Annotated in this window: 12 protein-coding genes; 6 read left to right on the plus strand and 6 right to left on the minus strand. The window is 67.5% G+C overall.

All coding sequences use genetic code 11. The features are described 5' to 3' along the window. Window positions 1-139 precede the first annotated feature (139 nt). From AC1MEM_RS17100 to AC1MEM_RS17120, 5 genes are all read left to right on the plus strand, one after another. Window positions 140-3,028 (plus strand): molybdopterin oxidoreductase family protein, encoded by a 2,889-nt coding sequence (locus AC1MEM_RS17100; protein WP_499472468.1) that lies wholly within the window; start codon window positions 140-142, stop codon window positions 3,026-3,028. A gap of 35 nt (window positions 3,029-3,063) precedes the next feature. Then, on the plus strand, window positions 3,064-3,528 hold the full coding sequence (locus AC1MEM_RS17105) for a DUF2127 domain-containing protein (protein WP_499472470.1): 465 nt from the start codon (window positions 3,064-3,066) through the stop codon (window positions 3,526-3,528). A gap of 36 nt (window positions 3,529-3,564) precedes the next feature. Then, entirely contained in the window at window positions 3,565-4,251 is a 687-nt protein-coding gene (locus AC1MEM_RS17110) for an ABC transporter ATP-binding protein (RefSeq protein ID WP_499472471.1), read from the plus strand. Next, complete coding sequence (locus AC1MEM_RS17115; protein ID WP_499472473.1) at window positions 4,248-5,051, plus strand: ABC transporter permease; 804 nt, start codon at window positions 4,248-4,250, stop codon at window positions 5,049-5,051. The genes AC1MEM_RS17110 and AC1MEM_RS17115 overlap by 4 nt, the downstream gene beginning before the upstream one ends. A gap of 457 nt (window positions 5,052-5,508) precedes the next feature. Beyond that, window positions 5,509-6,474 (plus strand): extracellular catalytic domain type 1 short-chain-length polyhydroxyalkanoate depolymerase, encoded by a 966-nt coding sequence (locus AC1MEM_RS17120; protein WP_499472474.1) that lies wholly within the window; start codon window positions 5,509-5,511, stop codon window positions 6,472-6,474. Between the two features lie 678 nt (window positions 6,475-7,152). Here AC1MEM_RS17120 and AC1MEM_RS17125 read toward each other — a convergent pair. From AC1MEM_RS17125 to AC1MEM_RS17150, 6 genes are read right to left on the minus strand one after another with little or no spacing between them, the layout of a single operon-like run. After that, a complete protein-coding gene (locus AC1MEM_RS17125; protein WP_499472476.1) occupies window positions 7,153-7,545 on the minus strand; it encodes a RidA family protein in 393 nt (130 codons plus the stop codon). A 37-nt stretch (window positions 7,546-7,582) separates the two neighbouring features. Next, window positions 7,583-8,755, minus strand: coding sequence for an acyl-CoA dehydrogenase family protein (locus tag AC1MEM_RS17130; RefSeq protein ID WP_499472478.1), 1,173 nt, complete (start codon window positions 8,753-8,755; stop codon window positions 7,583-7,585). Between the two features lie 7 nt (window positions 8,756-8,762). Further along, a complete protein-coding gene (locus AC1MEM_RS17135; RefSeq protein ID WP_499472479.1) occupies window positions 8,763-9,617 on the minus strand; it encodes an enoyl-CoA hydratase family protein in 855 nt (284 codons plus the stop codon). A gap of 40 nt (window positions 9,618-9,657) precedes the next feature. Then, window positions 9,658-10,167: a MarR family winged helix-turn-helix transcriptional regulator gene (locus tag AC1MEM_RS17140; protein WP_499472481.1), complete on the minus strand. Its 510-nt coding sequence runs from the start codon at window positions 10,165-10,167 to the stop codon at window positions 9,658-9,660. Window position 10,168: 1 nt separating this feature from the next. After that, window positions 10,169-12,562, minus strand: a complete 2,394-nt coding sequence (locus AC1MEM_RS17145; RefSeq protein ID WP_499472482.1) for a bifunctional salicylyl-CoA 5-hydroxylase/oxidoreductase — start codon at window positions 12,560-12,562, stop codon at window positions 10,169-10,171. Next, entirely contained in the window at window positions 12,559-14,205 is a 1,647-nt protein-coding gene (locus tag AC1MEM_RS17150) for an AMP-binding protein (protein ID WP_499472484.1), read from the minus strand. The genes AC1MEM_RS17145 and AC1MEM_RS17150 overlap by 4 nt, the downstream gene beginning before the upstream one ends. 248 nt (window positions 14,206-14,453) lie before the next feature. On the opposite strand from AC1MEM_RS17150, the gene AC1MEM_RS17155 reads away from it, so the two are divergent. Next, window positions 14,454-14,927 carry a hypothetical protein gene (locus tag AC1MEM_RS17155; protein WP_499472485.1) on the plus strand — a complete coding sequence of 158 codons (474 nt, stop codon included), beginning with the start codon at window positions 14,454-14,456 and terminating at the stop codon, window positions 14,925-14,927. The last annotated feature ends 267 nt before the right edge of the window (window positions 14,928-15,194 follow it).

Here is a 15,194-nt window from a genome sequence, read left to right on the forward strand (position 1 = left end):
GTTAGGCCCTTAACGGACCCGTACCGGGCGGCGGAAATATAGTCACATTCTGATATAAATCCACTGACAACACTGCGCAAAACGGCGCACGGCCCCCCGACGCGACCCTGAACCTGCTCGCGCACTTTGGAGAAACTGTATGGAATCGAGAGACAGCATCGCCGACATCTGGGGCGAGCGCACGCCGTACGAAGGCCGGGACCAGTGGCCGGTCCGCGTCGACCAGCGCACGCTGGAGGAACCCGAGCGCTGGGTGCAGTCGGCCTGCGTGCTGTGCTCGAACGGCTGCGGCTGCGATATCGGCGTCAAGGACGGCCGCATCGTCGGCGTGCGCGGACGCGCCCAGGACGTGGTCAATCGCGGGCGCCTGGGGCCGAAGGGCCTGCACGGATGGGAAGCCAACAACAGCCCGGATCGCCTGACCGAGCCGCTGGTGCGCCGCAACGGCAAGCTCGAGCCGGCAAGCTGGGACGAGGCGATGGAACTCATCGTCGCCAACGCCCGGCGCATCCAGCGCGAGTACTCGGCCGGCGGCATCGGCTTCTATACCAGCGGCCAGCTCTTCCTCGAGGAGTACTACACGCTCGGCATGATCGGCAAGGCCGGGCTGGGGACGCCGCACATGGACGGCAATACGCGCCTGTGCACGGCGACCTCCGCCGCCGCCCTGAAGGAAAGCTTCGGCAGCGATGGCCAGCCCGGCTCCTACTTCGACGTCGACACCACCGATTGCATCATGATGGTCGGGCACAACATGTCGAACACCGACACCGTGCTGTGGATGCGGGTGCTCGACCGCCGCCGCCACGCGAATCCGCCGAAGCTGATCGTGATCGACCCGCGCAGCACCATGACGGCGCGCGAGGCCGACCTGCACCTGGCCCCGAAGATCGGCACCAACGTCGCGCTGCTCAACGGCCTGCTGCACCTGCTGATCGAAGGCGGCTACGCGGACCAGGACTTCGTGGACAAGCACACGGTCGGCTTCGAGGACCTCAAGGAACTCGTGGCGGAGTACCCGCCGGAGAAGGTCGAGGAAATCACGCGCGTGCCGGCAGCGGACCTGCGCCGGGCCGCCGAAATGATCGGCAGCTCGAAACTGCTCCTGTCGAGCTGCCTGCAGGGCGTGTACCAGTCGAACCAGGCCACCGCCGCGGCCGTGCAGGTGAATAACGTCAACCTGGTCCTGGGCCGCATCGGCCGCCCCGGCTGCGGCATCCTGCAGATGAACGGGCAGCCGACCGCCCAGAACACCCGCGAGAGCGGCGCCGACGGCGACCTGCCGGCCTTCCGCAACTGGAACAACTTCGCGCATATCAAGGACCTGGCGCGGGTCTGGAACGTCGACCCGGACATCATCCCGCACTGGACCCCGCCGACCCACGCGATGCAGATCTTCCGCTACTGCGAGACCGGCTCCATCCACATGCTGTGGATCCAGGCGACCAACCCGGCCGTGTCGCTGCCGAACCTGCAGCGCATCCGCGAGATCCTGCAAAAACCCCGCCTGTTCGTGGTCGTGCAGGACGCTTTTCTCACCGAGACCGCGCAACTGGCCGACGTCGTGCTGCCGGCCGCGCTGTGGGGCGAGAAGACGGGCTGCTTCACCAACGTCGACCGCACCGTCCACATCAGCCACAAGGCGGTCGAGCCGCCGGGCCAGGCCCGCTCGGACCTGGACATCTTCCTCGACTTCGCGCGCCGCATGGATTTTCGCGACAAGGACGGCGCACCGCTGATCAAGTGGACCACACCGGAAGGCGCATTCGAGGGCTGGAAGGAATGCACGCGCGGCCAGTTCTGCGACTACACCGGCCTGTCCTATGAAAAGCTGAGCCGGGGTTCCGGCATTCCATGGCCCTGCAACGCCGAGCACCCGGACGGCGAACACCACCTCTACAAGGACCACGTGTTCCGGACCCACGCGGACACCTGCGAAGATTTCGGCCACGACATCATCACCGGGGCCCCGGTGCCGGCCGTGAAATACAAGGCCGCCGACCCGGGCGGGCGCGCCATCCTCAAGGGCGCGCGCTACATGGCGCCCTTCGAGGAGCCGGACGCCGAGTATCCCTTCTTCCTCACCACCGGCCGCCTGGTATATCACTTCCACACGCGCACCAAGACCGGCCGTTCGCCCGAGCTGGCCGCCGCCGCGCCGGACGACCACGTCCAGCTGTCCGGGGAAGACGCCGCGCGGCTCGGCGTCAAGGACGGCGACTGGGTCCGCCTCACCTCGCGCCGCGGCAGCATCGAGGCCAGGGCGCAAGTCGGCGGGATCGGCGCCGGCGAAGTGTTCCTGTCCTTCCACTTCGGCTATTGGGACGAGCCAGGCCGGGCGCGCGCCGCCAACGAGCTGACGATCTATGAATGGGACCCGGTCAGCAAGCAGCCGCACTACAAGTACAGCTCCGTGCGCATCGAGAAGGTCGCAGCGCCGACGCTGCGCCAGCCGGAGCGCATGGACCCGGCCGCGCCTGGCGAGGCCGGCATCGAAGCCATGGGCGGCATCCTGCACGCGATGAAGGAAGCCTTTGTCGAAGGGGTGAACAAGGCAACACCGAAGCGCGCACACGTGGCCGACTACCTCGGTCTGCTGCAGGAAAGCGAGCGGCGCCTGGTCAAGGGCTTCGAGCAGCTGCGCGCCACCCACCCGGACGAACCCGACATCGGCCCGCTGTCCCACGTCCTGGCAGAATGGTCGCGCGCCTCGGCAGATGCGCTCGATCCTTTCGTGCGGAAGTACGGCGAACGCAAGGAGGGCGAACCAGAACGCCTGGACAAGGCGCTGCTGGTGCAGCGCAAACAGGGCGGCTTCGACATGCTGCGCGACCTGCACGACCTCTGGCTGATGGTCAACGAGAGCATGATCTCGCTCGACGTCCTGGAACAGGGCGCGCGCTCCCTGCACGACGACGCCTTCGAAGCGGCCATCCGCCAGATCCGCCACCAGAACACCCGCCAGCTCGAGTGGCTGCACGGGCGCATTCGGCAAGCCGCGCCGCAGACGCTGGTGGTGCCTTCGTGAACGCATGGACGGCCCGCCACCATGAGTAAAGCGTGATGCATCTCTCGCAAGGGATTCGCACCGTGGCCCTGCTTGAAGCGGCAAAGGGCATCCTCGTCCTGTTGGCGGGCTTTGGCCTGTTTTCCCTGGTACACCACGACGTCCAGGGAATTGCCGAGTCCCTGGTGCGGCACGCGCACCTGAATCCGGCTTCCCACAGGCCCCGGGTGTTCCTGGAGCTTGCCGGCAAACTGAACGATGCGCGTCTCTGGCAGCTCGCGGCCGGCGCGTTCGCTTATTCCCTGGTCCGCCTGGTCGAGGCCTACGGCTTGTGGTACTGCCGTACCTGGGGCGAAGCGTTTGCCGCGGCCAGCGGCGCGGTCTACGTTCCCTTCGAGCTCAGGGAACTGGTCCACCGCCCGAGCGTGCTGCACGCCTGCCTGCTGGCGGTCAACCTGGGCATCGTCGGGTTCATGGTCTACAGCATGCGGCGCAATGCCCGTGCACGGACATCCCGTTGACGACCAGTTCCGGGCAAGAGGCCCGGCCGCGCCCGCGTGCCTTACAATGCACCGGTCGATAACGCCCAGGGCCGCACCGTGTCCATTCCCGAGCCGAAGCCTTCGCCTGGCCCTGCCCAGGCAGCCCGCCTGGCCGTGCGCGGCCTGCGCTCGCCCTTCGCCGGCCCCTTCGACTTCGCGCTGCACGGCGGCGAATGCATCGCCATCCAGGGCCCGTCCGGCGCCGGCAAGAGCGTACTGCTGCGCATGCTCGCCGACCTCGATCCGCACGAAGGCGAGGCCCTCCTCGACGGCCGGCCCTGCGCCGCGATGGCGGCGCCGGACTGGCGCGCCCGGGTTGTCTACCAGCCGGCCGAACCGGCCTGGTGGGAGCCGACCGCGGGCGCGCATTTCGCGCCCGCGCAGCGCGGCTTCATTCTTGGCGCGCTTGCCGCGCTCGGCCTGGCGCCGAAGTCGCTCGACACCGCGATCGAACGCTTGTCGACCGGCGAGCGCCAGCGGCTCGCCCTCCTGCGCTCGCTGGCCTGCGCCCCGCAAGTCCTGCTGCTCGACGAACCCACCGCCGCACTCGATCCGGCCTCCGTGGCGGCTGCCGAGGACCTGCTGCGGTCCTTCCTCGCGCGCGGCATGGCGCTCTTGATCGTGACCCATTCCGGCGAACAGGCACGGCGCCTGGCGCAGCGGACCTTTTATCTCGACCATGGAAACCTGAGCCCGGGATGAGTGCAATCCACCTGGGCGCCTGGGACCTCCTGGGCGCGGCCCTCCTGGTCGTCGTCGACGCCGCGCTGTCGCTCGCGCTGCGCCTCGGCGTGCACCGCCAGGTCCTCGTCGCGGCGCTGCGCATGGTGCTGCAGCTGACGCTCGTCGGCCTGGTCCTGCGCTACGTGTTCGCCACCGCCTCGCCGGCCATGACCGCGGCCGTGGTCCTGTTCATGATCGGCGCCGCGGCGCGCGAAGTCGCCACCCGGCCCCGCCAGCGGCTGGCGCGCCACATGAACTACCGCATCAGCGCGGCCGTGGTGGCATGCGCCGGCGTCGCCACGGTCCTGCTGGCCCTGACCACGGCCGTGCGGCCCGACCCCTGGTACGCGCCACGGTATGCGATACCGCTGATGGGCATCGTGCTCGGCAGCGTGCTCAACGCCGCCAGCATCGCGCTCGACGCGGTGCTCGATGCGGTAGTGCGCGAGCGCGCCGGCATCGAAGCACGGCTGGCGCTCGGCACGCCGTTTCGCGAGGCCGTCGCACCCCTGGTGCGCAGCGCCACGCGGCGCGGCATGCTCCCGGTCGTGAACCAGATGTCGGCGGCGGGCATCATCACCCTGCCCGGCATCATGACCGGCCAGCTGATCGCCGGCATGGAACCGATGGAGGCGGTGAAATACCAGATCCTGCTGATGTTCCTGCTGGCCGGTGCCAGCGGACTGGCATCGGTGGGCGCCGCCGTGCTGGCCGTGCGCGCGCTGAGCGACGAGCGCCAGCGGTTGCGGCTGGACCGGATCGCCAGTACCGAACGCTGACGATCAGGGCTCGTTCGATTCGAACAGGGCGATATGGCCGGCATCCCTGATGCCAGTCACGCAAGCAAAGCCTTGCCACTTTCACTCGTTTTTTCGTTGGCAGCCGCATAACCGTAGGGTGGGCATGCCCATGCGTTACGACCATATGCTCCGCCCTACGGCTATGGCAAACAGCTCGTACTGCCGGATATGCGTGATCGAGCTGTCGGTGCCACGTATGCAAGCGACGAACGTAACGCGTGGGCATGCCCACCCTACGGTATGCGACAGCCGACGGTAAGGTCATGGCGGTGGCGCACATCAGTGGCGAGCAGACGGGTCGCAGGACCAGTGCCGGCCGTCTCGGGTTCCGGTCCTACGCGAATTGTCGCGATGCGCCGACATGCTGCATCGCAGCATGTCGCTACACTGGAGAAAACATACCGGAGACTTCCACTATGCGTTTCACGAGGTCGACATGATTAACCTGGCAACAGACAGCTGGCCGTTTTTCGGCTTCCATCCGTGGGCCACCGCGCACGAGGGTGCGCGCGGGTCCGCCGCGCCCCGTCCCGCCCAGGGCGAATTCATCGCCGGGTTGTTTGAAACCCGCGCCCGCTCCCTGCGGTATAAACTGTATGTCCCGGCCAGCTACTGCGGCGAGCCGCTGCCGCTCGTCGTCATGCTGCATGGCTGCGGACAGGACGCCACCGATTTCGCGCTCGGCACCGGCATGAACGAACTCGCCGAACAGGAGAACTTCCTGGTGCTCTATCCCGAACAGTCTTGCCAGGCAAACTGGAACCGGTGCTGGAACTGGTACGACGAGGCCCACCACGAACGCGACGAAGGCGAACCGGCCGTCATTGCAGGCGTGACGCAATCGATCATCGCGCAATATGCGGTCGACAGCGCCCGCGTGGCGGTGGCGGGCCTGTCGTCGGGCGGCGCGATGGCGGTCATCCTGGGACGCACCTATCCCGACCTGTTCACGGCCGTCGGCTGCCACTCCGGCCTGGCCCATGGCAGCGCGACCGACGGCCTGAGCGCCATGTCGGCCATGCGCGACGGCGCCGACCTGGCGTCGTGCAAGCAAGCCATGCCCCCGGCCAGCATCCCGATCATCGTCTTTCATGGCGACGTGGACTGCACCGTCAACCAGAAGAACGCCAGCGACGTGGTACGCCAGACGATCGAATGCTATACGGCGCAGGCACCTGGAGAAGCGCCGGAAACGGTGATGGTCGAAGAGACGGGCGAAACGAGCGGCCGCAACTTTACGCGGCATACGCACCGCGGCCAGGATGGCGGCGTCATCGCCGAACACTGGACCATCCACGGCACTGGCCATGCATGGTCCGGCGGACACCTGGAGGGCAGCTACACCGACAGGCGCGGGCCCGATGCGAGCAGGGAGATGCTGCGTTTCTTCATGCGGGAGTGAGAGCCTGGGCTCATGCCCGTCCAGTCAAGCCTGGTGCAAGCGCTTTTCGCCGACGCCGAGCAGCGTCGCCGGGCCTGAGTCTCGCAGTCCGTAGAGCGTGTGAAAAAAACGTCAGGGCAAGGGATGCGGCCGCCCGACGCAGCGTCGAAGACAGTACGTGGGTACGGCGAGACGATGCAACGCAGCCATGGCGATTTTTTCACACGCTCGTAGGGTGGACTCCTGAGTCCACGCGCTTGTACCGTTGCCAGCCGCAGCGCTTGCGAAGACCGCTTTACGCATGATCTTTGGGCTGTGCGCCGCATTTCGAGGTGCTTGCGTGGTACCGCGTGGACTCAAGAGTCCACCCTACGGATCGCCTCATGTCGCGTGTCGCCCTGGGCGCAGGTTTATGCCGGCAAGTCGAACAGCAGACCTCGGCGGCCTGCGCATCTGAGCAGCGTCGCAGGGCCTGAGTCTCGCGGTCCGTAAGGTGGACTCTTGAGTCCACGCGCTTGTACCGTTGCCAGCCGCAGCGCTTGCGAAGATCGCTCTACGCATGAGCTTTGGGCTGTGCGCGGCGTTTCGAGGTGCATGCGTGGTACCGCGTGGACTCAAGAGTCCACCCTACGGATCGCCTCATGTCGAGCGTCGCCCCTGGGCGCAGGTTTATCCCGGAAACTGGCGAGGCCGTCGCGTCTATTCCGGCACGACCGCGGTGACTTCGATCTCGACCCGCGCCCGGTCCTCGACCAGGCCGGCCACCTGCACCGCGCTCATGGTCGGGAAGTGGCGCCCGATCAGCTCCCGGTAGGCCACGCCGATCTCCGGATAGGCGGCGACGTACTCCTTCTTGTCGAGCACATACCAGGTCATGCGCACGATGTGCTCCGGTCGTGCACCGCCCTCGGCCAGCACCGCGACGATGTTCGCCAAGGCCTGGCGCACCTGGCCGGCGAGATCGTCGGTGTGGAAGACGCCCTGCGCGTCCCAGCCGACCATGCCGCTCACAAACACCATCCGACCCGAGCACGCGATGCCGTTGGCGTAGCCGCGCGGCCGCGGCCAGCCCTCTGGTTGCAGGAATTCCATGCGATTGCCTTTCCCTGATTCGTTTTCTGTGGTGTGCTCAGCCACGCGGCACCGCTTCGGCCAACAACTCGCGGGCGATGATCAGTTGCTGCACTTCGGTCGCGCCTTCGTAGATGCGCAGCGAGCGGATCTCCCGGTACAGCCGCTCGACCGGCTGTTCGCTCACCACGCCCAGCCCACCGAACATCTGCACGGCCGCGTCGATGACCTGCTGCGCCGTTTCGGTGGCGGTCAGCTTGGCCATCGCGGCTTCCTTCGTGACGCGCCGGCCCTGGTCGCGCTGCCAGGCGGCGCGGTAGGTCAGCAAGGCGGCGGCGTCGATGCCGGTCGCCATCTGGGCCAGCTTGGCCTGGGTCAGCTGGAAGTCGGCCAGGGTCTTGCCGAACATCTTGCGCGAGGTCGCGCGCGCCAGCGCTTCGTCCAGCGCACGGCGCGCAAAACCGAGCGCCGCCGCGGCCACCGAGGTGCGGAAAATGTCGAGGGTTGCCATCGCCACCTTGAAACCCTGCCCGGCCTCGCCCAGGCGCTTCGATACCGGGACCCGGCAATCGGTGAAGCGCAGGCGCGCCAGCGGATGCGGCGCGATCACGTCGATGCGCTCGGCGATCTCGAAGCCCGGCACGCCGGCATCGACGATGAAGGCCGAGATGCCGCGCGCTCCCGGGGCTTCGCCGGTACGCGCAAACACCACATACATATCGGCGATGCCGCCGTTGGAAATCCAGGTCTTCTCACCGTTCAGTACGTAGTGATCACCATCGAGCGTGGCCGCGCAGGCCATGGCCGCGACGTCGGAACCGGCATCGGGCTCGGACAGCGCGAAGGCGGCGATCGCCTCGCCGCGGCCGACCCGGGTCAGGTAGTCGCGCTTGTTCCCTTCGCTGCCGAACAAGGTGATGGCGCCGCTGCCGAGGCCCTGCATGGCGAACGCGAAGTCGGCGAGACCCGAATGGCGTGCCAGGGTTTCGCGGATCAGGCAGACGGCGCGCGTGTCGATCGCCTCGCTCGCGCCGCCGTATTCGCGGCCGCCGATCGCGTATTTCAGCCAGCCCGCCTCGCCCAGCTGTTTGACGAGGCCGCGGCAGGCCGCGTCGACGTCGTGCGCGTGCTGCTGCTGGATATGCTGCGCGGCCCAGGCGTCGAGCGCTTGCGCCAGTTCACGGTGGCGGCCGTCGAGAAAGGGCCAGTCCAGGTAGTCGGTATCAGCCATGGCGTGTTCAGTCTCCTTCAAATTCCGGTTTTTCCCTGGCCACGAACGCGTGGTAGGCGCGGTGGAAGTCATTGGTGGCCATGCAGATCGCCTGGGCCTGGGCTTCGGCCTCGATGGCTTCGTCGACGCCCATGTTCCACTCCTGCTGCAGCATTTTCTTGGTCATGCCGTGGGCGAAAGTCGGTCCCGCGGCCAGCGCGGCGGCGAAGGCCTGCGCCTCGGGCAGCACGGCATCGGGCGCGCACAGGCGGTTGAAGAAGCCCCAGCGCTCCGCTTCCTCGCCACCCAGGCTGCGCCCGGTGTAGAGCAGTTCGGCCGCCCGGCCCTGGCCGATCACGCGCGGCAGCAGCGCGCAGGCGCCCATGTCGCAGCCGGCCAGGCCGACGCGCGTGAACAGGAAGGCGGTCTTGCTGCGCGCGGTGCCGTAGCGGATGTCGGAGGCCAGCGCGAGGATGGCGCCGGCGCCGGCGCAGATGCCGTCGATGGCCGATATCACCGGCTGCGGACAGGCGCGCATTGCCTTCACCAGGTCGCCCGTCATGCGGGTAAAGGCCAGCAGGCCCGGCATGTCGAGTTTCGTCAGCGGGCCGATGATGTCGTGCACGTCGCCGCCGGAACAGAAATTCTCGCCCGCGCCGGTGATGACGATCGCCTTGACGTCGTCCGCATGGGCGAGCGCGCGAAACAGGTCGCGCAGCTCGGCGTACGAATCGAAGGTGAGCGGGTTCTTGCGCTCGGGACGGTTCAGCGTGAGCGTGGCCACGCCCGCCTGCACACTGAACAGGAAGTGCCGCGGCGCGTAATCGGCAAGGCTGGCGCGGTTGCCCGGCAGCTGCTGCGGTTCGCCTCTGAGGTGACGCATGGGTTCTCCTGGGTTTTCCTGGGTTTTGCTGGAATTGCGGTTAATCGGGGGCGGCAAGGCCCCGCTTCAAGGTCGACAGCAGTGCCATCAGCGTCGTCCGTTCGTGTTCGGTCAAGCCGGCCATCAATTCCGTGATCCAGCCTTCGTGGGTGGCCGCCATGCGCCGGAAGGCGCGCCGCCCGGCCGGCGTCAGCCTGACGCTGTACGCACGGCCATCGTCCGGCACCGGGTCGCGCGCCACCAGGCCTTCCTGCTCGAGCAAGGCGACGATGCCGGTAACGTTACCGCTGGTGACCATCATGCGCTTCGACAGGTCGCCCATGCGCAGGCCTTCGGGATGGCGGTCGAGCTGGGCCATCAGGTCGAAGCGCGGCAGCGTGATCCCGAATTCCGTGCGCAGGCGCGAACGGATCTCGGTTTCGATCATCGTCGTGCACGAGAGCAGGCGCAGCCACAATTTGAGCGAGGCGTGGTTGCCGTCGGTGAGGCGGCTCTCGACGTCGAGTACATCGTCCGTGGCGACGGCAAGCGTGGCCTGTTTGCGTGCCATGTCAGCCTTCCAGCAATCTGGCCGCAACTTGCTGCGGGCTGAGGCCGGTGCTGGCCGCCGCCATTTGCCGTTCGCGTTCGAGATTGCGCTCGAGCTGCAGCTTGCCGGCATAGTACTGCTTCGGCCAGGCGATCGCGGTGTAGCCGAGCTTCGCGGTTTCGTGCAGGGTCCAGGCCGGGTCCGCCAGGTGCGGGCGCGCGATCGCGCACAGGTCGGCGCGGCCGGAGGCGATGATGCTGTTGACGTGGTCCGCTTCGAAGATCGCGCCCACCGCGATGGTCGGGATGCCGACTTCGTTGCGGATACGGTCGGCGAACGGGGTCTGGAACATGCGCCCATACACCGGCTTTTCCTGCTTGCTGACCTGGCCGGAGGAGACGTCGATCATGTCGGCGCCGGCCTCCTTGAACAGGCGCGCCACCTGCACCGCATCGTCCGGGGTCAGCCCGCCGTCTACCCAGTCGTGGGCCGACAGGCGCACGCTGATCGGCTTGTCCTGCGGCCAGGCGGCGCGGATGGCGGCGAACACGTCGAGCGGGTAGCGGCAGCGGTTCTCCAGGCTGCCGCCGTAGCCGTCTTCGCGCTGGTTGGTCAGCGGCGAGATGAAGCTGGAGAGGAAGTAGCCGTGGGCGCAGTGCAGCTCCAGCCAGTCGAAGCCGGCCCTGGCCGCCTCGCCGGTGGCGCGGACAAAATCGGCCTTGATGCGTTCGAGGTCCTCGTGCGTGGCTTCGCGCGCCACCTGCGACACGCCTTCCAGGTACTGCTGCTTCGATGCCGACACCAGCGGCCAGTTGCCCTCTTCCAGCGGCAAGTCGGTGCCGTCCCAGGCGCGCCGGGTCGATCCCTTGGCGCCGGCGTGCCCTAACTGGAGGGCGATCTTCGCGTCGCTGCCGGCGTGGACGAAATCGACGATGCGCTTCCAGGCCGCCGTGTGTTCGGCCGTATACATGCCGGGACAGCCGGGCGTGATGCGGGCGTCGGCCGAGACGCAGGTCATCTCCGCGAACACGAGGCCGGCGCCGCCGAGCGCGCGGCTGCCGAGGTGCACCAGGTGATAGTCGCCCGCCACGCCATCCACGGCCGAATACTGCGCCATCGGCGAGACCACGACCCGGTTCTTCAGCACCGTGCCGCGCATCTTGTACGGCGTGAGCATCGGCGGCACGCTGCCCGCCACGCTCGGCATCTCGAGGCCGGCCTCGGCGAAGGCACGGCTGGCGATCCAGTCTTCGAAACGGCCCACGTAGCCGGCGTCGCGCAGCCGCAGGTTCTCGTGCGACAGGCGCTGGCTGCGGGTCAGCATCGAATAGGCGAACTGCTCGGCCTCCATCGCGGTATAGCGTTCGACGTTCTCGAACCACTCCATCGAATTGCGCGCAGCGCTCTGGATTTTCAGCACTTCGATCGCGCGCACGTCCTGGTAGGCGGCCAGCACCCCGTCCATGCCGTCCGCCGCGTGGCGCTCGAAGCAGCGCGCCAGCTCGATCGCGTCTTCCAGCGCCAGCTTGGTGCCGGAACCGATCGAGAAGTGCGCGGTATGGGCGGCGTCGCCCATCAGCACGACCGGCACGCGGCGGCCATCGATCGCGTTCCAGTGCACCCATTCGCGGCAGACGATGCGCGGGAACTTGATCCACATGCTGGAACCGCGCAGGTGCGAGGCATTGCTCATCAGGGCGTGGCCGTCCAGGTACTTGGCGAACAGCCGCTCGCAGAAGGCGATGGCCTCTTGCTGGCTCATGTCGGCCAGGCCCGCTTTCCGCCAGACGTCTTCCGGCGTTTCGACGATGAAGGTCGAAGTGTCGCCGTCGTACTGGTAGCAGTGGGCCTGGAACCAGCCATGTTCCGTCTCTTCAAATGCGAAGGTAAAGGCATCGAATTTCTTCTTCGTGCCGAGCCAGACGAAGCGGCAGTTGCGGGTGTCGATGTCGGGCTGGTAGGTCTCGACATAACGGGTGCGTACGCGGCTGTTCAGGCCATCGCAGGCGATCACCAGGTCGGCGCCGTACTGGCTTGCCAGCGCCTGGTCGTCGCCGACGTCCGTTTCGAAGACCAGGCGCACACCGAGTTCCTCGCAGCGCGCCTGCAGGATGTTCAGCAGGCGCTTGCGGCCGATGCCGCAGAAGCCGTGCCCGCCCGAGGAGATGGTGCGGCCCTTGAAGTGGACGTCGATGTCGTCCCAGTGGTTGAAGGACTGCAGGATGGTGCGCGCGGTTTCCTCGTCGGCCGCCACCAGGTTGCCCAGGGTCTGGTCCGAGAACACGACGCCCCAGCCAAAGGTGTCGTAGGGCCGGTTACGCTCGATTACGGTGATGTCGTGGGACGGATCCTGCTTCTTCATCAAGAGCCCGAAGTACAGGCCGGCCGGGCCGCCGCCGATGCAAACGATCTTCATTTCTGCTCCATGGGTTGGTCCGCTGCCTGGCGTGCTTCCTGGCGCAGTTTGAAACGCTGCAGCTTGCCGGTTTCCGTGCGCGGCAAGGCGCTGCGGAACTCGATCCGGCGCGGATACTTGTAGGGCGCGACCGTCTGCTTGACGTGGTCCTGCAGCGCCTTTGCCATCCCGGGCGTGCCTTCTTCGCCCGCGCGCAGCACGACATAGGCAAGCACCACCTGCCCGCGCTCCGGGTCGGGGGCGCCGACCACGCCGCACTCGGCCACTGCCGGATGCTGCAGCAGCACGTCCTCGACTTCCGGCCCGGCGATGTTGTAGCCGGCCGAGATGATCATGTCGTCGGTGCGCGCCTGGTACCAGTAATACCCGTCCGCATCGACCTGGTAGGCGTCGCCGGTGAGGTTCCAGCCATGGCAGACGTAATCGCGCTGGCGCGGGTCGGCCAGGTAGCGGCAACCGGTCGGGCCTTTGACGGCAAGGCGCCCGGTGACGCCGGGGCCGACCGGCTTGCCGTCGTCGTCGAGGATGCAGGCACGGTAGCCGGGGATCGGCCGGCCGGTGGCGCCGGGGCGGATGGCGTCGCCGGCGGCCGAGATGAAGATGTGCAGCATTTCGGTGGCGCCGATGCCGTCGATCATGGCCAGTCCGGTGGCGCCCTGCCAGGCCTTTCGCGTTTCCAGCGGCAGCGCTTCGCCGGCCGAGACGCTGCGGGTCAGGCTGCCGACGTCGTGCTTTTCGACCAGCGGCGCCATCTGCCGGTAAAAGGTGGGCGCGGTGAAGCACACGGTGGCCCGGTACTGCGCAATTGCGGCGAGCAACAGGTCGGGCGTAAGTTTTTCCAGCAGCACGCTTGATGCCCCATAACGCAGCGGGAACAGCAGCAGGCCGCCCAGCCCGAAGGTAAAGGCAAGCGGCGGCGTGCCGATGAAAACATCGTACCTTGTCGTGGCCAGCATCGAGCGCGGGAAGCAGTCGCAGACCGCCAGCACGTCCCGGTGGAAGTGCATGGTGCCCTTGGGCCGGCCGGTGGTGCCGGAGGTGAAGCTGAGCAGGCAGACGTCTTCCGCCGACGTGTCGACGGCCTCGAAGCGCGGCGGCATGGCGGCCATCAGGCCATCGAGCGCACCGGGTGAGGTGTCGTTGAAGGGCAGCACACGCGGTGCGCTCTCAAGCGCCGCGCAGGCGAGATCGAGCTCCGCCAGCAGGTCGGCGGCGCACAGCACCGCGTCCACCCGCGCCAGCGCGATGATCGTGCCGAGTTCCTTCGCTCGCAGCAGCGGCATGGTAGGCACGGCGATCAGGCCGGCCTTCCAGACCGCCAGCACGCAGGCCGCCATCATCGGGTTGTTGGCGCCGCGCAGCAGCACCCGGTTACCGGGGACGAGACCGAGCCCGGTGCGCAGCACGCCGGCGATGCGGTCGACCTTTTCCAGCAGCCCGGCATAGGTCCAGCTGACGCTGGCGCCGCGGATTGCCGTCGAGGCGCCATGGCCGCGCGCCACCATCGCGTCGAGCAGTTCGGCGGCGCAGTTGAGGCGCTCGGGATAGGCCAGTTCGTCCAGTTCGAACAGCAGCTCGGGCCACTGTTCGCGTGGCGGCAGGTTGTCGTTCGCAAACGTGTCCAGGTACGCGGTTCCGCTCATGGTGTCTCCGGCCAGTCCAGGGGCAGCATGAAAACGCTCGGTGCGCCCTCATGCCGATCGCTCAGCACATCACCAAACTACTTTAAGCCTAAACTAGTTCCGGGCGCAAGCAATTCCGGCGGCCGGCGCCAGCGCGGCCGCGCAATCCTCGGTGGCGCCACGAGCGTGTGGGATGTCTACAATCGTGGTTTGCCGGGCTCGACCGTCCGGCGCTTCGAGCAACTTCCATTGCACAGGAACCAGTCAAGATGAATATTCCCAGCCTGCTCCCCTCCGCCCTGATCGGCGCCATCGCCAGCGCGCGCTCCATGACGCCGATGGCGACGATCGCCGCCGCCCGCCTCGCGGACCGTGAGACACCCGGAGAACTCGCCCTCCTGGATCGCCCGCTCTTCAAATACGGTGCGATGGCGATGGGGGTGGGCGAACTGTTCGGCGACAAAATGAAGAGCGCGCCCGACCGCACCGTCTTCCTCGGACTGCTGGCGCGCGTCGCGAGCGCAGGGATTGCCGGTGCGGCCCTGGCGCCGCGGGGCCGGGAGCGGGCCGGCGCGGCGCTCGCGGTCGCCACCGCCGTGCCGCTCGCCTACCTGACGCTGGCCGGCCGTAAGCAGGCCATGGCGCGGATCGGCCAGACCCGCAGCGGGCTGATCGAGGACGCGCTGGTCGTAGCCGCAGGTGCTGCGCTGGTGGCGCTGTCGACGCGGCCGGGGCGGGGCTAAGGTCGTAGAAAGGCCAGATGCGGGCAGTCGGAGAGGCAGGCAACGCGTGCTTCGATCATGCCGTTGGCCGCGGCGCACCGTAGGGTGGGCACTCGTGCCCACGCGGACTCACAGTTGCTCAACGGCGCCGTCATTTTTTGCGTTAACGTTCGATTGATCGTATTCGCAATTCCGACTTCCGGGTGTTCCGACGACGGATTCGACGTGCATCGGCCGCATCCGCGTGGGCAGTGCCCACCCTACGGTGCGCCACTGCTACACTCGCAT

This window comes from Telluria sp. AIW5 (assembly GCF_056680575.1).